Genomic DNA, 16,186 nt, shown 5'->3' on the forward strand with positions numbered 1-16,186 from the left:
AAGCGGGTTACAGCGCCTTCTGGAGTTCCTGCATGCGGCGGATCTCCGCCGTCTGGGTCACGCTGACGTCGCTCGCCAGTTCCTCGATCCGGATGTGCGACCCGTGGGTCAGCACCTGCTCCGACATCTTGATCGCGCCCAGGTGGTGGTTGATCATGAGTTCGAGGAACAGCCGGTCGAAGTCCTTGCCCTTGGCCGCCTTCAGCGCCTCCATCTGCTCCGGCGTGGCCATCCCCGGCATACCCTCGTGCGCCGCGTGGTGCTCGGGCACCTTCTGCTCCTCCTCCCGCAGCCACGTGGACATGAACTGGATCTCCGGGCCCTGCGCCGCCTGGATCCGGTCGGCCAGGGTCTTGAGCTGGGCGGATTCGGCCCGGTTGGGGGCGAGTAGCGCCATGTCCATGGCCTGCCGATGGTGCACGACCATGTCCTGGACGTACTTGACGTCCGCGGCGTTGGGCGGGGCGGACGGCACGGCAGTGGCGGCCTCCGCCGGTGACAACGTCTTGGCCTGCTCACCCGGACGTCCGGGCGCGATCACGGGCGCCGTCGAGTCGGCCCGCGGGGCCTGCGGCGTCGTGCTGGAGCTGCAGCCGGACAGGGCGACGACCAGGCCCATGACGACGACGAGTGCAGCGCGCACTCAGCCTCCTGTGCTGACTTCGGTAGAGAATGCGCACTTTAGGTGATTTGGGGTCGGATGAAAAGGGGGCGAACAGGAACAAAATTTGACACGTTGGACGCTGGCCTCCAATGCGAAGAAAGGTGAGGATTGCTTAGGTTTATGCCCCCTTTATAGGAGGACCCCGAGTGTTCACCCCCCGCAGAGCCCTCGTCCTGGGCGCGGCGCTCATCGCGCTTGCGGGCTTAGTGGCTCCTGCCCAGGCTGCGGACATCCCCGCTCCCGGCGAGATCGTCATGAGCCCCAACATCAAGCACGTCACCAACGTGCCCAAGCCCGAGGCTCTTGCCGACATCAACACCGACATCGCCTTCCAGGGCGACTACGCGTACGTCGGCAACTACTACGGCTTCTCGATCTACGACATCAAGAACCCGAAGAAGACGTCGCTGGTCAGCTCGGTCGTCTGCCCCGGTGGTCAGATGGACGTGACCGTCTACGGCAACCTGCTGTTCGGATCCGTCGACTCCTCGCGCAACAACGACTCGTGCAGCAGCACCTCGCAGAGCGCCACGGTCAAGGAGTCGTGGGAGGGCATCCGCATCTTCGACGTCTCCGACAAGGCCAACCCGAAGTACATCAAGTCGGTCGAGACGAACTGCGGCTCCCACACCAACACGCTGGTGCCCGACCGCAGGCGTGAGAACGTCTACATCTACATCTCGTCCTACTCGCCGAGTGACACCTTCCCCGACTGCAAGACGCCGCACGACCTCATCTCCATCGTCAAGGTGCCGCTGAAGAACCCGACGGCCGCCTCGGTCGTGGCCACGCCGAACCTGTTCCCCGACGGCGGGTTCCCTGGCGTGCCGGGGTCGTACCCGAACGGCAAGTCCGCCACCACGGGCTGCCACGACATCACGGCCTACCCGGAGAAGGGCATCGCCGCCGGAGCCTGCATGGGTGAGGGCATTCTGCTCGACATCCGCGACCCCGAACGGCCCAAGGTCACCGCGACCGCCCGCGACGAGGCCAACTTCGCCTTCTGGCACTCGGCCACGTTCAACAACGAGGGCACGAAGGTCATCTTCACCGACGAGCTGGGCGGCGGCACCAGGGCGACCTGCAACGAGGCCATCGGTCCCGTCAAGGGCGCGAACGCGTACTACGACATCGTCGACGGGCAGTTCGTGTTCAAGGGCTACTTCAAGATCGCCCGGCACCAGGCCGACACCGAGAACTGCGTGGCCCACAACGGCTCGCTGATCCCGGTCAAGGGCCGCGACATCATGGTGCAGGCGTGGTACCAGGGCGGGATCTCGGTGGTCGACTTCACCGACTCCGCGAACCCGCAGGAGATCGCCTACTTCGAGCGCGGCCCCGACAACACCGCTCCGGCGCTGTCCGGCGGCTTCTGGTCGGCCTACTACTACAACGGCTACATCTACGGCTCCGACTTCAACCTCGGCCTCGATGTGCTGAAGATCAACGACTCGCGGACGAACAAGGCCAACGGCGTCAAGATGCGCTCGCTGAACGCGCAGACGCAGGCGTCGTACCCCGAGCGCGGGCACGGCCACGAATACTGACCGGCCACACGACGGGGACCCCGAGCGGGTCCCCGTCGTTCCCGTTTTCCCAGGTTCCCAACGGACAAACCTGCTCAAGGAGGCTCCCGAGTGTCCTCACCGCGCCGTTCTCTGATCGTGGCGGCGGCGGCCGCCGTCTTAGCGCTGGCGGGTGTGCCCGCGCTGGCCGCCGACATCCCGCCGCCCGACACCGTGGTCACCAGCCCCAACGTGAGCCACGTACTGAACATCCCCAAGCCCGCCCCGATCGCCGCCAACATCAACACCGACATCGCCTTCCAGGGCGACTACGCCTACGTCGGCAACTACGGCGGCTTCTCGATCTACGACATCCGCAACCCCAAGAAGGCCAAGCCCGTCAGCTCGGTCGTCTGCCCCGGCAGCCAGATGGACGTGAGCGTCTACGGTGACCTGCTGTTCACCGCCGTGGACTCCTCGCGCAGCGACGACTCGTGCAACAGCACCTCGCAGAGCGCGGCGATCAAGGAGTCGTGGGAGGGCGTCCGCATCTTCGACGTCTCCGACAAGGCCAACCCGAAGTACATCAAGTCGGTCGAGACCAACTGCGGCTCCCACACCCTGACCCTGGTGCCGGGCAAGGGCCGCGACCGGAACAAGAACGTCTACATCTACGTGTCGTCGTATCTGCCGGCCGCGAACTTCCCCGACTGCGCGCCGCCGCACGACAAGATCTCGATCATCAAGGTGCCGCTGCGGGACCCGGGCGCCGCCGCGGTCGCCGCCACGCCGGTCGTCTTCCCCGACGGCGGCAACGAGACCCAGCCGGGGCTGCTGGTGCCGACCAGCGGCTGCCACGACATCACCATGTTCGCCGAGAAGGACCTCGCGGCGGGCGCGTGCATGGGTGACGGCGTGCTGTTCGACATCTCCGACCGGCTGAACCCGAAGGTCACCGCCAGGACCACGGACCCGAACTTCGCGTTCTGGCACTCGGCCACCTTCACCAACGACGCCAAGAAGGTCGTCTTCACCGACGAGCTCGGCGGCGGCGGCGCGGCCACCTGCAACGAGGCGACCGGGCCGAACCGCGGGGCGGACGCGATCTACGAGATCGTGAACGGGCAGCTCGTGTTCAAGAGCTACTTCAAGATCTCGCGGTACCAGGCCGACAGCGAGAACTGCGTGGCCCACAACGGCTCGCTGATCCCGGTCAAGGGCCGCGACATCATGGTGCAGGCGTGGTACATGGGCGGGGTGTCGATCTGGGACTTCACCGACGCCGCCAACCCGAGGGAGATCGGCTTCTTCGAGCGCGGTCCCCGCGCGGCGGGCGGTGGCGGCGGCGTCTGGTCCGCCTACTACTACAACGGCTACATCTACGCGGCCGACTTCAACGAGGGCCTCGACGTCATCAAGATCAGCGATCGGCTGACGGACGGCGCCAGGAACGTTCGTACCGACCGGTTGAACGTGCAGACGCAGGAGTCGTACCGCGAGTGGGGACGCCACTGAGGTGACGGCGTCCCCGTGAACGCGCTCTACCGAGGCTCTACTGCGGTGGCGCGAACCCGCCCGGAGTCGCCCTCGGCGGCTCCGGCGCGGGCGCCGGGGGCACGTAGGGAGGCGGCGGCGCGTACGGCGCCCCCTGCGGGACATTCGGCGGGGGAAGCGGGTAGGCGGGCCCCCGCGGAGGAGGCACGCTCTGCACGGGCTGCCGCACGTCCGCCTTTCCCATCCGCTGGGCGAAACGCGCCTGCTCCCGCCGCCGCCGCTCGGCCAGGACGGCGCTGAGGTACGCGTGGGCAGGGACCCCGGCGGGGGCGGCGGGCGACACGTAGGCCGCCATCTGGGTCGCGATGCGCACGCCCATCTCGTACTGCACCTGGGGTGACAGGTCGTGCCAACGCGACAGATATTGTCTGGCGGCCTGCGCCACCTCGTCGGGAAGCTGGGAGAGCTCCAGCGTGGCCGCCCAGCCCACGAGCTGCGGCGGCATCATGATCGCGTTTGCCCTGTCGCGCGGCGCCCGTTCGGAGATCACGATGGTGCCCGCGAACACGTCGCCGAGTCGCTTGCCGCGCTGCGAGACCAGCGACGAGATCAGCGCCGGAGCGCCCGACAGCAGCCAGAACTCCAGCACCCCCGCCAGCCCGCGGAACAACGCCTGGCGGAAGCGCTCAGGGCTCCCGTCGTCGCCGACCACCCGCAGCCCGAGCGCCAGCTTGCCGAGGCTGCGCCCCCTGCTGAAGGTCTCGAACATCACCGGATAGCCCACCATCACCAGCACCATCAGCACGAGCATGACGGTGGCGAACATGGCGAAGTCGGTGACGGGGGCGAACGCGCCTAACAGCAGGTAGGCCCCCACCAGCACCGTGAACTGCACGGCCAGGTCGATGACGGTCGCCAGCGCGCGGGTGGGCACCTGCGCCACCCGTACATCGAGGACGACGGCATCGCCGGTCACAACCTCTGACATATGTGGAGCCTAACGGCTATGTTCCCCTGATTGAGCGGCCAGAATGTTCGGGTGGACATCGATGCGTTCGTCACAGCACACCGCCCGGTCTGGGACCGGCTCGACCACCTGGTCAAGCGCCGTTCGTCGCTGACGGGCACCGAGGTGGACGAGTTGGTGGAGCTCTACCAGCGGGTGGCCACGCATCTGTCCATCGTCCGGTCGTCGTCCACGGACGCGATGCTCGTCGGGCGGCTGTCGGCGCTGGTGGCCAGGGCCAGGTCCGCGGTGACCGGCGCGCACACGCCCGCCTGGCGGGAGCTGACGCGCTTCTTCACGGTGTCCTTCCCCGTGGTGGCCTACCGGGCGAGGTGGTGGTGGCTGGCCGCCTCGGTGGCGTTCGTGGCGGTCTCGTGGGTGATCGCGGCGTGGGTGGCGGCCAATCCGGAGGTCCAGGCGTCGATCGCGAGCCCGGACCAGATCACGCAACTCGTCAATGAGGATTTCGCCGACTACTACTCCGAGCACCCGGCCGCCTCCTTCGCCGGCCGCGTCTGGACGAACAACGCGTGGATCGCCGCCCAGATGATCATTTACGCGGTGCTCCTGGGGCTGCCCATCCCGTACGCGCTCTACGCCAACGCCGAGAACGTCGCCGTCTCCGCCGGCCTGATGGCCTCCAGGGACAAGCTGGACATCTTCTTCGGCCTGATCCTCCCGCACGGCCTGCTGGAGCTGACCGCCGTGTTCCTGGCCGCGGCCGTGGGCATGCGCCTGGGCTGGACGGTCATCGCCCCCGGCCCGCGCAGGCGGCTCGACGTGCTGGCCGAGCAGGGCCGGGCGGTGATGAGCGTGGCGCTGGGCCTGGTCGTGGTGCTGTTCGTGTCGGGGCTGATCGAGGCGTTCGTGACGCCGTCGGGGCTGCCCACGTGGGCGCGGGTGGGCATCGGGGTGCTCGCCGAGGTGGCCTTCCTCGCGTACGTGATCGTCTTCGGCCGCCGTGCCCTGCTCAGGAACGAGACCGGCGACATCGAGCGCGCCCCCGACGTCGCCCCGACCGCCTAGAGGCGTCCCTGGGCCTTCAACGCCAAATACGCGTCCGCCAGCGCCGGGGCGATGTCGTCCGGGGGCGCGTCCACGACCTCGACCCCGTGCCGCCGCAGCCTGGCCGTGATGCGCCTGCGCCCGAGCTGGGCCTGCTCGGCCGCCGCGGCGTCGTACACCTCCTCGACCGACCCCCGCATGCCCGCCATGGCCGCCACGCTCGGGTCGGACACCCCGGCCACCAGCACCAGGTGCCGCGAGGAGAGCTGCGGCAGCACCGGCATGAGCCCCTCGTCCATGGCCGCCGGGTTCAGGTCGGTGAGCAGCACCACCAGGCAACGCCGTTTGGCCCGCGACAGGATGGCCGCCACCATGCCCTGCGAGTCGGCCTCGACCAGCTCCGCCTCGATCGGTGCCATCACGTTGACCAGCGACGACAACAGCTCCGTCCGGGACGCCCCGCCCACCCAGGCGCGTACGCCCCGGTCGTAGGCCAGGAAGTCCACCTGGTCACCGGCTCTGGCGGCCAGCGCGGCCAGCAGCAGCGCGGCGTCCATCGACCAGTCGAGGCGCGGCCAGCCCGGCGCCGGGCGGAGATCGGGCCGCACGAGCAGCCCGCCGCCACCCGGCGCGGCCCCGGCCAGGGGGATCGGCGCGGCGCCCACCCGCCCCGCAGACGTGCGGCCGGTGTCGAGCACGATCAGCACGCGGCGGTCGCGTTCGGGCCGCCAGGTGCGGACGACCACGTCGTTGCGGCGCGCGGAGGCCCGCCAGTCGATGGAGCGCACGTCGTCGCCCACCACGTACTCGCGCAGGGAGTCGAACTCGGTGCCCTGACCGCGCACCAGCGCCGGGTGCTGCCCGTCGAGCTCTCTGAGCCGGGCCAGCTTGGCGGGCAGGTGCTTGCGCGACAGGAACGGCGGCAGCACCCGGACCGTCCACGGCGCCTGATGCGCGCCCTGGCGGGCGGCCAGGCCGAGCGGCCCGACCGAGCGCACGGTGACGCCCACGGAGGAGCGGTCGCCGCGCCTGGTCGGCGTGAGCGTGAGGACGATCTTGCGGCGCTCACCGGCGGGCACGTCGAGCGCGGCGACCCGCGGATCCACGCCCGCGGACGGCGGCCAGGCGTCCCTGAGCACGCCGCGTACGCGCCGGCCGCCCGGGTTCTCGACCAGCAGCTCCACGGTGGCCTGCTGGCCGAGCCGGATCAGCGTGTCGCCGGAGCGGTGCAGGCGCAGCGGGCGTACGGCACCGGCGAAGACCAGGTCCACGACGATCCCGGCGGCCAGCAGCAGGCATACCCCGGCCAGCGCGGCGGCGGGCTGCGGCGCGAGCAGCACCGCCACGATCCCGACCGCCGCGACGAGCCCGGCGCGTCCCGTCAGAGCCATCGGTCCACCCGTCCTGTGCGTCGCGTCACGGGCATCAGCGCGGGACCGGGACCGAGGCCAGGATGCCGTCGAGGAGGCCGTCGGCGGTCGCACCCTCCAGCTCGGCCTCGGGCCGGAGCTGGACGCGGTGCCGCAGCGCGGGCCTGGCCAGCGCCTTCACGTCGTCGGGCGTGACGTACGGGCGCCCGGACAGCCACGCCCACGCCCGCGAGGCGGCCAGCAGCGCGGTCGCGCCGCGCGGGGAGACGCCGAGCTGGAGCGACGGCGAGTTCCTGGTGGCGCGGGCCACGTCCACGATGTAGCCGAGCACCTCGGGCGCCACGTGCACCGTGGCGACCGCCTGGCGGCCCGCCGCCAGGTCACCGGCCGAGGCGACGGCCTTGATCTCCGTCAGGTCGCGCGGGTCGAAGCCGCGGGCGTGCCGGTCGAGCACGGAGATCTCCTGCTCGCGCGGGGGCAGCGGCACGGTCAGCTTGAGCAGGAACCGGTCGAGCTGGGCCTCGGGGAGCTGGTAGGTGCCCTCGTACTCGACGGGGTTCTGGGTCGCGCACACCACGAACGGGTCGGGCAGCTCGCGGGCCGAGCCCTCCACGCTGACCTGACGCTCCTCCATGGCCTCCAGCAGCGCCGCCTGCGTCTTCGGCGGGGTGCGGTTGATCTCGTCGGCGAGCAGCAGGTTCGTGAACACCGGGCCCTCGCGGAACTCGAACTCCGCGGTCTTCGTGTCGTAGATCAACGATCCCGTCACGTCGCCCGGCATCAGGTCGGGGGTGAACTGCACGCGCTTGAAGTCGAGCGCCAGCGCCGCCGCCAGCGTACGGGCCATCAGCGTCTTGGCCACGCCCGGCACGCCTTCGAGCAGCACGTGCCCCCTGCAGAGCAGCGCGATGACCAGCCCCGTGACCACCGCGTCCTGCCCGACCACGGCCTTGGACACCTCGGTCCGCAGCGCGGCGAGCGCCTCCCTGGCCGAGTCGGCCGAGGCCGGGACGCGGAAGGTCTCCTCAACGTTCATTGACCTGCCTTTCGATGAAGTCCAGATATCCGGCCAGCTTGACGAGCCCCGCGTCGTCACCCGGCGGCGGGCCGTAGAGGGCGGCCCCCACCTGGTGCGCGTCCTGCCCGGTACGGGCGGCGAGCGCCGCGACGATCTCGTGTCCGCCCGCGCCGGAGGCGAGCCCGAGTCTCGGGGTCAGCCGGTCGATCGTGCCGGCGCGCAGCGAGTCGGCCGCGCGGTCACGGGCCCGCCTGGCCCGGTAGAGGCGGCCGCGCCCCTCGACCGTCTCGGAGGCCCGGACGATGACGGGCAGCCGCTCCGCCACCACGGGCCCGAGGCGCCGGCCCCGCCAGAACGCGGCGGCGGCCACGGCGATGATCGACATATAGACGGCCCAGCGGATGCTGTCGGGCATGAGGTCGTACATCGACCGGCCGCTCTCGCCGGGGAGGTCGAGGGCGGGCGGGTCGTCGGGGCGTACCAGCCAGGTGACGGGCTTGCCGGTGCCGATGAGGTTGAGCGCCAGCGCCGCGTTGCCGTCCTCGGCCAGGCGCTGGTTGGTCATGAAGCCGCCGTCGCCGACCACCGTGATGACGCCACCGCCGTACGGGAAGGTGACCAGCGCGTGCCCCTCGCCCGCCGGGTAGCAGCCGGTCGAGCCCGACGCGCCGAGCAGCGTGGCCCCGCCCAGGTACGCGCTGCCCGCGGCGGTCGCGGCGGGCAGCCCGCATTCGGGCTCGCGCGAGCGGGTACGGGCCGAGATGGCGTCTTCGCGGACACCGGGGGCGAGCAGGCTCAGGTCGACGAGGCCGCCGACGATCAGGCGGTCGCCGGGGATCCTGGCCAGGGCGAACTCGTCGACGTACATGGTGTCGGTGATCAGCAGTAGCCGGTCGCCCGTGGCGGCCTTGGCGGCGGCGGCCTCGGCGGAGTCGACCCGGTCGACGGTGACGCCCCGGTCGCGCAGCAGCTCGGCCAGGGCCTTGGAGCCCGCGAGCGAGGTGTCGTCGGGGTCGAGCGGGCGGGCCGGGGCCGGGTCGCGGCCGATGAGGACCCCCACGACGGCGACGAGCACGACGAGGACGCCCAGCAGCACGATCATGCGACTGGAACGCCAGGCGGAGCGGGCGGTGGGCGAGGTGGAGTAGGACTCGCCCGGCCCGGCCTCCGGTCGCGTGGCGACGCTCATGCCTGCGCACCTCCGGCCGGGACGAGCGGGGCCGGGCGGGCCTGGCGCAGGCGTTCGTCGAGAGACGTCATCGCCTCGTACGCCTCCCTCGTGCCCGTCACCCCGCCGTACGTCACGTCGTCGAACGACCGGGCCGCCGCCGACAGTTCCCCGGCGAAGGCGGGCAGCGCCACCGCCGCCTCGGCCGCCAACTCGTGCGCCGTGCGCCCCGGCATGCCGTCGACGAGCGCCCGCTCCTCCAGGTCACGCGCGATGGCCCGCAGCCGTTCCTGGACGGCCGGGGTCCATTGCCCTTCCCTGGCCAGCCGTTCCGCGGCCTGCCGGTGCTCGGCCGCGGTCATGGCCCGCGCCCCGAACAGCCCGCCGACCCGCAGCGCCTTCTTGCGCGCCGTCCGGCGCAACCGCCACGCGACCAGCCCGATCACGCCGAGCAGGATCGCGACGATGAGGATGGAGGCGATGATCCCGCCCGTCCTGCCGCCGCCCACGGCCGCGTCCGTGAGGTCGCCGAGGAACTGCGTGACCCGGCGGTAGATCAGGTCGAGCAGTGGTTCGCGCTGGTATTCGGCTTTGAGGAGCTCTCTCGCGGCCTCGCCCGCGGCCTCCCCTCTGTCGACAGGGCTCACGGCCTGGCCGAGTTGGACGGGTGCCACAGCTCGTCGGCCGAGGCGTGCACCCAGCCCTGGCGCTGCTGCTCGATGGCCGCCGTCTGCAGCACCAGGTCGAACGCCTCGCTGCGCATCCGGCGGTCGGCGTACAGCAGGCCGGCGACGCCCGCCTCGAACGGGTAGGTGAGCATCGCCCCGAGCGTGCCGCCGATCGCGATCAGCACGGCCGACACGATCGTCGTGGACAGCGCGCCCGCGCCGAACATGCCGAACATGGTCCCCGCCAGCGTGAACGGCACTGTCAGCAGCCCGGCCACGAGCCCGACGAGCAGCGACGTCAGCAGCAGGATGCCGAGCACCCGCCAGAAGTCGCCGGTCACCAGGTGCCACGAGCGCCGCATGGCGTCGAGCGGGCCCCGGCCCTCCAGCACCACGACCGACGAGGCGAAGGCGAAGCGGGTGCGGAAGAACAGGTAGTAGGCGAAGTACGCGACGATGAACAGCAGCGTCAGCCCAATGACCATGCCGACCGAGTCGGCCGACGCGCTGGCCGCGATCGCGAACATGAGCAGCGCGAAGACGAGCAGCGGCACCAGCATGATGACGGCCATCAGGCCCACCACGCCGAAGAGCGCCGGCATGCGGCCCTTGACCAGGCCCCAGGCCTCGCCCGCGGTCAGGTTGCCGCCGAAGACGGCCCGGCCGAGTATGCGGGTGAGCACGCCGGTCAGCAGGGTCACGACGACGAACTGCACCACGTAGGAGATCAGCGTGGGGCCGTACTGGCCGATGACGCCGTACATGCTGGAGAGCTCCTGCTCGGCGGCCGCCGCGCTCTCGGGGTCGGCGAGCGCGCCGCCCACGGAGTCGAGCATGAACGCCTGGCCCACGGCCAGCGGTATCGCGGCGAGCAGGGCGGCCACGGCCGAGAGCCCGAGCACGGCCTTGGGGTTGGAGCGGATCAGCTTGATCGTGCCGTCGAGCAGGTCGCCGAGGGCGAGGGGCCGCAGCGGGATGATGCCCGGCCGCAGCGCGGGCGGGTGCGGCGTGTAGCCATACCCCGGCCCGTATCCCGGGCCGAGGCCGGGCTGCGCGGGTGGCGGTTGTTGTGGATGGGGCGGGTATGGTGTTTGGGGCCCGGGCCCGTGGGGGGTCTGCTGCTGCGGGGGCCGGCCGTAGGGCTGCCCGTAAGGCACCTGTTGCTCCGAGCCTGGCGCGGTCCACGGAGAGGCCGGCGGGGCGCTGTAGGGCGGGGGCTGCTCGGCCGACCAGCCTGATGGCGTCTCGGGCGGGGGACCGTGACCGTCTGACATGTCCCCAATCCTGGCACGCTGAACGGGTCATTGGTGTCACAGAGGGGATTCGCCGTCGCATCTTGCCCACATTCGCCGACGAATCAGGGCAAGGTTCCTCTCCAGGGATGGCCGAAAGTTGCTCTGTTACCGCAGACTGATATTGCGGTCGCGGGGGGCGGACCTAAAATTCGCCTTTTGCAGGGCTCACGTCACACCCATGGGTCAACCAAGGGTAACCTTCAGCGATCGTGCGGGTATGTCCCACAATGCGTAGAACGAATGAGGGGCCATGAAAGGTCGCGTGCTGGTCGTCGACGACGACGCCGCTCTCGCCGAGATGCTGGGGATCGTGCTGCGGGGAGAAGGCTTCGAGCCGTCATTTGTCTCCGACGGCGACAAGGCCCTCGACGCGTTCCGGGATACACGCCCGGACCTGGTCCTGCTCGACCTGATGCTGCCGGGGGCCGACGGCATCGACGTCGCGCGCAGGATCAGGGCCGAGTCGGGGGTCCCCATCGTCATGCTCACGGCGAAGAGCGACACGATCGACGTCGTCCTCGGTCTCGAGTCGGGGGCCGACGACTACATCGTCAAGCCGTTCAAGCCGAAGGAACTGGTGGCCAGGGTGCGGGCGCGGCTGCGCCGTACCGACGAGCCGACCCCCGAGATCCTGCAGATCGGCGACATCACCATCGACGTGGCCGGGCACTCGGTCAAGCGCGGCGACGAGACCATCAACCTCACGCCGCTGGAGTTCGACCTGCTGGTCGCGCTGGCCCGCAAGCCGCGCCAGGTGTTCACCCGCGAGGTCCTGCTCGAGCAGGTGTGGGGCTACCGCCACGCCGCCGACACGCGGCTGGTCAACGTCCACGTGCAGCGGCTCCGGGCCAAGATCGAGAAGGACCCCGAGCACCCCGAGATCGTCGTCACGGTCCGGGGCGTGGGCTACAAAGCCGGCCCAGCCTGACCCCCGCGCCGCCCCGCCATGCCCCCGACGAAGAAGAGCTTCCGCCGACGGACGTTCCGCCAGATTCTCGGTGGCGTCCGCCGGAGGGCGCGGCGTGCGGTGCGCAGGGCGCGCAGCGTGTGGCGGCGCTCGCTCCAGCTCCAGGTGGTCACCAGCACGCTGGTGATCTCGGTGATCGTGGTGGTGGTGCTCGGCACGTTCCTGTTCGGCCAGATCAGCAAGTCGGTCGTCGAGAAGAGCCAGTCGTCCTCCGCCAGCGAAGCGCTCGCCGACCGGCTGCAGATCGCCGACGCGCTGACCCCCGAGGCCGACGAGCAGACCCTGGCGGCCGAGGGCGGCAAGAAGGGCGCCGCCAACCGGCTCGACGAGGTGATGGGCACCGTCACCGGCTCGGGTCAGGGCGGCTCGGAGAAGCGCTACGACGTGCTGGTGCTCAACCTGAACACCCCCGGTGAGTCGCGGGCGTCGGGCAGCGTGGTGCCAGGGAACATCCCGACGGCGCTGCAGCTCAACCTGCGGCGCAACATCCGCGAGTCCAAGTTCGACAAGGCGATCGGGTTCACGCAGTCGATCAGGTTTCCCGGCGAGGGCCAGGCCAGCCTCACGTACGTGGTCGGGGGCGTCGTCCACGTGCCCGCCACCGGCCAGGACTACGAGGTCTACCACTTCTTCCCGTTCAACGACGAAGAGGACCTGCTGACCAACGTCAGGCTGGCCATCGTCGTGGTCGGCCTCGGGCTCGTGCTGCTGCTGGCCGCCATCGCGTACCTGGTCGCCCGGCAGGTCGTGACCCCCGTACGGCTCGCGCGCCAGGCCGCCGAGCGCCTGGCCTCCGGCAAGCTGGACGAACGGCTCAAGGTGCGCGGCGAGGACGACCTGGCCCGCCTGGCGAACTCGTTCAACGAGATGGCCGCCAACCTCGCGCTGAAGATCCACCAACTGGAGGAGCTCTCCCAGGTCCAGCGGCAGTTCGTCTCCGACGTCTCCCACGAGCTGCGCACGCCGCTGACCACCGTGCGCATGGCCGCCGACCTGCTCTACGACGCCCGCGAGGACTTCGACCCCATGGCCGCCCGCTCGGCCGAGTTGATGCAGGCCCAGCTCGAACGGTTCGAGTCGATGCTGGCCGACCTGCTGGAGATCAGCCGCTACGACGCCGGCGCCGCCACGCTCGACATCGACTCGGTGGACATGCGCGACGTCGTGGACCGCGCCATCGCCGACTCCGCCGCGCTGGCCGAGCGGCACACGACCCGCTTCGACATCAGGATCCCGCACGAGCCGTGCATGGTGGAGGTCGACAACCGCAGGGTCGAGCGCATCCTGCGCAACCTGCTGTTCAACGCCATCGAGCACGGCGAGGGCAGGGAGGTCGTGGTCACCGTCGGCGTCGACCGCGACGCCGTGGCGGTCGCCGTACGCGACCACGGCATCGGGCTCAAGCCGGGCGAGGAGACGATGGTGTTCGACCGGTTCTGGCGGGCCGACCCGTCACGGGCCAGGACCATCGGCGGCACCGGGCTCGGGCTGGCCATCTCGCGCGAGGACGCCACGCTGCACGGCGGCTGGCTGCAGGCGTGGGGGCAGCCGGGCGAGGGCTCGCAGTTCAGGCTGACGCTGCCGAGGAGGGCGGGGGCCGACCTTAAGGGCTCGCCGCTGTCGCTGGTGCCGCCCGAGATCGAGATGCGCCGCACCTGGCGGACCGCCATGACGCCCGTGCTGCTGCCGGCCTCGGGAGACGGCGCAGGACACGGGGCCGGACATGGGGCAGGACACGGTGCAGGGCACGGTGCGGCACATGGGGCCGGGCACGGCGCCGGACATGGGGTCGGGCATGACGAGGACTAGGCGGCTGGCGGCGGTGGGCGCGATCGCGCTCGCCCTGGCGTGGACGGGCTCGGGCTGCACCGTCATCGTGAGCGGCCCGAACACCGTGAGCGACGAAGGCGGCGGCGACCCGCTGACCAAGCCGTTCCAGCGCATGATCGCCATCCCGCCGCAGAAGACGTGGGGCCCCAACGAGACGATCCGGGGACTCCAGGCCGCCATGGCCGTCTACGCGGACGACCCGTCGATCCTGCCCCAGTACCTGACCCCCGCGGCCAGGGCCAAGTGGACCGCCGAGGGCCCCGTGACGGTGCTCGAGGACCAGTACGAGGTCGTGCCGCCCCCGCCGCGCGAGGACGCGGAGACGAGCCTGAAGGCCGTGCTCAAGGGGCGCTGGGTGGCCCGCATCAACGAGGACGACGCGTACAAGCCCACCACCGGGAAGTGGGAGAAGACGTACGAGCTGGTCAAGACCCCGCAGGGTGGTTACCTGGTCAACGACCTGCCTCCTGGGCTGCTGCTCACGAACGCCGACGTGCTGCGCTCGTACCGGCCGACCGACCTCTACTACCTCAACCGCGGCACCCGGAGCCGGCTGGTCGTCGACCGCGTGCGGCTGCGGCTGAAGACCAGCGAGTCGTTCGCGCAGACCGTGCTCGAACGCCTGCTCAAGCCGCCGACCGAGGCGCTGCGCGGCGCCGTCACCACGAGCCTCCCGCCCAGCACCAAGATCGAGTCGATCGGGTCGAGTGAGGAGCGGGTGGTGATCAACCTGTCGGGCCTGCTCGACCGCAGCGCGGAAGACGCGCTCAGCGCCCAGATCAGGCACAGCCTCAACATGAACGAGATCGCCAAGGGCCGCGTCATCGAGGTCCAGTTGGACGGCGAGGAGTTCACCACCGACCGGCCCGACGCCGTGGACGAGTGGCTCGACGACAGCGGCGACACCGCCTACTACGTCAACAAGGGCGCGGTCCACTACCTGGGCAAGGACGGCCCCGCCGGCGTCGTGGCCGGGGCGGCGGGGGAGCAGCGCGGCGGCTACTCCGACTTCGCCGTCTCGAAGGAGCACAACGGGGGCGAGGCGCTCGTCGCGGCCAGGACCTCGACCGGCATCTCGGTGGCGTGGCTCAGGCACGACGGGCGCTGGCAGGAGGTCATCCCCGGCACCGACCTCACACCGCCCACCTGGCACCGCGACGGCTCCCTGTGGACGTACGACCGCAAGAAGGCCGCTCTGCTGCGTTACGACCCGGTTCGAGGGCCGGCACTGGAGCGGATCCAGGCGCCCAACCTGGCCGACCTGGACGTCACCCGGCTGCGCATCGCCAGGGACGGCGTCCGGGTGGTGGTGACCACAGGCAAGAACACCGTCCAGATCGGGGCCCTGATCGGTGAGGGGACGGCGACGACGCTGGGCAACTTCCAGTTGCTGACCACCACCGAGGTGGGCGACGAGATCGTGGACATCGCGTGGGGGGACGACGAGCACCTGCTCGTGCTGGAGGAGAGCAAGGCCGGGCAGATTCTCAACGAGATCAACGTGGGGGACGGGGAGACGACCGGGGTGCCGTTGAAGGACCGGCTGAAGTCGGTGGCGGCCGTGGACGGCCGCATCCTGGCGGAGTCGGAGGGCGGGACCAAGGTCTGGGAGCTGGACCAGGACCGGCAGACGTGGACGGCCAAGATCGAGCCCGAGGCCGGCCAGCCGATCTTCCCCCTGGGCTGACCGCCCTCACCGGGCTTCGCCGGGCTCACCGGGCTTCGCCGGGCCCATTGGGCTTCACCGGGCTTCACCGGGCTCGCGGGGCGTTGGCGGGGGCGGAATTGTCGGTGGGGGTGGGCATGCTGGGCGCGTGCTGAGCGCCGTACTCGACCTGGTTCTGCCGACCTCGTGCGCTGGCTGCGGCGCAGGAGGGGCGGCGTGCTGCCCGCGCTGCTTCGCGGCCCTGACCGCGGCCCCCGCCAGACGGACGCCGCGCCCGCCCCCGCCTGGCCTGCCCGAGTGCTGGGCGGCGGCCCCCTACGAGGGCGTGGTGCGCAGGGTGATCGTGGCGTACAAGGAGCGGGGCGCCGTGGCGCTGGCCGGGGTGCTGGCGGAGGCCGTCGCGCACACGGCCGTGACGGCGCTGCGGCACTCCGACGGCTGGGCGCGGTCGGGGTTCGCGGTGGTGCCGGTGCCGAGCACGCGGCGCAGCGCGCGGCAGCGGGGGCACGACCCCGTGGGGCGGCTGGCGG

General features: G+C 70.9%; 14 protein-coding genes. 7 read left to right on the forward strand and 7 right to left on the reverse strand.

Annotated elements, in window-relative coordinates; genetic code table 11:
• Window positions 1-7: 7 nt before the first annotated feature.
• Window positions 8-643, reverse strand: a complete 636-nt coding sequence (locus ABD844_RS49025) for a DUF305 domain-containing protein (protein WP_344895706.1) — start codon at window positions 641-643, stop codon at window positions 8-10.
• A 167-nt stretch (window positions 644-810) separates the two neighbouring features.
• Between ABD844_RS49025 and ABD844_RS49030 the strand changes: the two genes are divergently transcribed.
• The gene (locus ABD844_RS49030; RefSeq protein ID WP_344895709.1) at window positions 811-2,211 is read left to right on the forward strand and encodes an LVIVD repeat-containing protein; all 1,401 of its coding nucleotides are present in this window, start codon (window positions 811-813) and stop codon (window positions 2,209-2,211) included.
• Between the two features lie 90 nt (window positions 2,212-2,301).
• The gene (locus ABD844_RS49035; protein ID WP_344895712.1) at window positions 2,302-3,684 is read left to right on the forward strand and encodes an LVIVD repeat-containing protein; all 1,383 of its coding nucleotides are present in this window, start codon (window positions 2,302-2,304) and stop codon (window positions 3,682-3,684) included.
• A 37-nt stretch (window positions 3,685-3,721) separates the two neighbouring features.
• Here the strand turns inward: ABD844_RS49035 and ABD844_RS49040 are convergent, their stop codons facing one another.
• Window positions 3,722-4,651, reverse strand: a complete 930-nt coding sequence (locus ABD844_RS49040) for an RDD family protein (protein ID WP_344895715.1) — start codon at window positions 4,649-4,651, stop codon at window positions 3,722-3,724.
• 51 nt (window positions 4,652-4,702) lie between these two features.
• On the opposite strand from ABD844_RS49040, the gene ABD844_RS49045 reads away from it, so the two are divergent.
• Window positions 4,703-5,695 carry a stage II sporulation protein M gene (locus ABD844_RS49045; RefSeq protein ID WP_344895718.1) on the forward strand — a complete coding sequence of 331 codons (993 nt, stop codon included), beginning with the start codon at window positions 4,703-4,705 and terminating at the stop codon, window positions 5,693-5,695.
• Here ABD844_RS49045 and ABD844_RS49050 read toward each other — a convergent pair.
• From ABD844_RS49050 to ABD844_RS49070, 5 genes are read right to left on the reverse strand one after another with little or no spacing between them, the layout of a single operon-like run.
• Window positions 5,692-7,065 (reverse strand): DUF58 domain-containing protein, encoded by a 1,374-nt coding sequence (locus tag ABD844_RS49050; RefSeq protein ID WP_344895721.1) that lies wholly within the window; start codon window positions 7,063-7,065, stop codon window positions 5,692-5,694. The genes ABD844_RS49045 and ABD844_RS49050 overlap by 4 nt on opposite strands.
• Window positions 7,066-7,099: 34 nt before the next feature.
• On the reverse strand, window positions 7,100-8,080 hold the full coding sequence (locus ABD844_RS49055) for an AAA family ATPase (protein WP_344895724.1): 981 nt from the start codon (window positions 8,078-8,080) through the stop codon (window positions 7,100-7,102).
• Window positions 8,070-9,251 (reverse strand): DUF4350 domain-containing protein, encoded by a 1,182-nt coding sequence (locus ABD844_RS49060; protein WP_344895727.1) that lies wholly within the window; start codon window positions 9,249-9,251, stop codon window positions 8,070-8,072. Before ABD844_RS49060 ends, ABD844_RS49055 begins: the two co-directional genes overlap by 11 nt.
• Entirely contained in the window at window positions 9,248-9,877 is a 630-nt protein-coding gene (locus ABD844_RS49065; RefSeq protein ID WP_344895730.1) for a DUF4129 domain-containing protein, read from the reverse strand. Before ABD844_RS49065 ends, ABD844_RS49060 begins: the two co-directional genes overlap by 4 nt.
• Window positions 9,874-11,055 (reverse strand): DUF7847 domain-containing protein, encoded by a 1,182-nt coding sequence (locus ABD844_RS49070; protein WP_344895733.1) that lies wholly within the window; start codon window positions 11,053-11,055, stop codon window positions 9,874-9,876. Before ABD844_RS49070 ends, ABD844_RS49065 begins: the two co-directional genes overlap by 4 nt.
• Window positions 11,056-11,443: 388 nt before the next feature.
• Between ABD844_RS49070 and mtrA the strand changes: the two genes are divergently transcribed.
• The 4 genes from mtrA to ABD844_RS49090 form a co-directional block, all read left to right on the forward strand.
• Window positions 11,444-12,121 carry an MtrAB system response regulator MtrA gene (mtrA, locus tag ABD844_RS49075; protein ID WP_090763607.1) on the forward strand — a complete coding sequence of 226 codons (678 nt, stop codon included), beginning with the start codon at window positions 11,444-11,446 and terminating at the stop codon, window positions 12,119-12,121.
• A gap of 18 nt (window positions 12,122-12,139) precedes the next feature.
• A complete protein-coding gene (mtrB, locus tag ABD844_RS49080) occupies window positions 12,140-13,969 on the forward strand; it encodes an MtrAB system histidine kinase MtrB (protein WP_425568790.1) in 1,830 nt (609 codons plus the stop codon).
• Entirely contained in the window at window positions 13,956-15,677 is a 1,722-nt protein-coding gene (locus tag ABD844_RS49085; RefSeq protein ID WP_344895747.1) for an LpqB family beta-propeller domain-containing protein, read from the forward strand. The genes mtrB and ABD844_RS49085 overlap by 14 nt, the downstream gene beginning before the upstream one ends.
• Before the next feature lie 127 nt (window positions 15,678-15,804).
• The coding region (locus tag ABD844_RS49090; protein ID WP_425568791.1) for a ComF family protein at window positions 15,805-16,186 on the forward strand (382 nt) is incomplete at its 3' end.

It is taken from the genome of Nonomuraea antimicrobica (assembly GCF_039536965.1).
Classification (GTDB): Bacteria; Actinomycetota; Actinomycetes; order Streptosporangiales; family Streptosporangiaceae; genus Nonomuraea; species Nonomuraea antimicrobica.

What these genes read in the sequence shown, in the direction of transcription:
- ABD844_RS49040 (WP_344895715.1), bottom strand. Translation starts at nt 4,651, where the DNA reads ATGTCAGAGGTTGTGACCGGCGATGCCGTCGTCCTCGATGTACGGGTG.
- ABD844_RS49050 (WP_344895721.1), bottom strand. Translation starts at nt 7,065, where the DNA reads ATGGCTCTGACGGGACGCGCCGGGCTCGTCGCGGCGGTCGGGATCGTG.
- ABD844_RS49055 (WP_344895724.1), bottom strand. Translation starts at nt 8,080, where the DNA reads ATGAACGTTGAGGAGACCTTCCGCGTCCCGGCCTCGGCCGACTCGGCC.
- ABD844_RS49060 (WP_344895727.1), bottom strand. Translation starts at nt 9,251, where the DNA reads ATGAGCGTCGCCACGCGACCGGAGGCCGGGCCGGGCGAGTCCTACTCC.
- mtrA (WP_090763607.1), top strand. Translation starts at nt 11,444, where the DNA reads ATGAAAGGTCGCGTGCTGGTCGTCGACGACGACGCCGCTCTCGCCGAG.
- mtrB (WP_425568790.1), top strand. Translation starts at nt 12,140, where the DNA reads ATGCCCCCGACGAAGAAGAGCTTCCGCCGACGGACGTTCCGCCAGATT.
- ABD844_RS49085 (WP_344895747.1), top strand. Translation starts at nt 13,956, where the DNA reads ATGACGAGGACTAGGCGGCTGGCGGCGGTGGGCGCGATCGCGCTCGCC.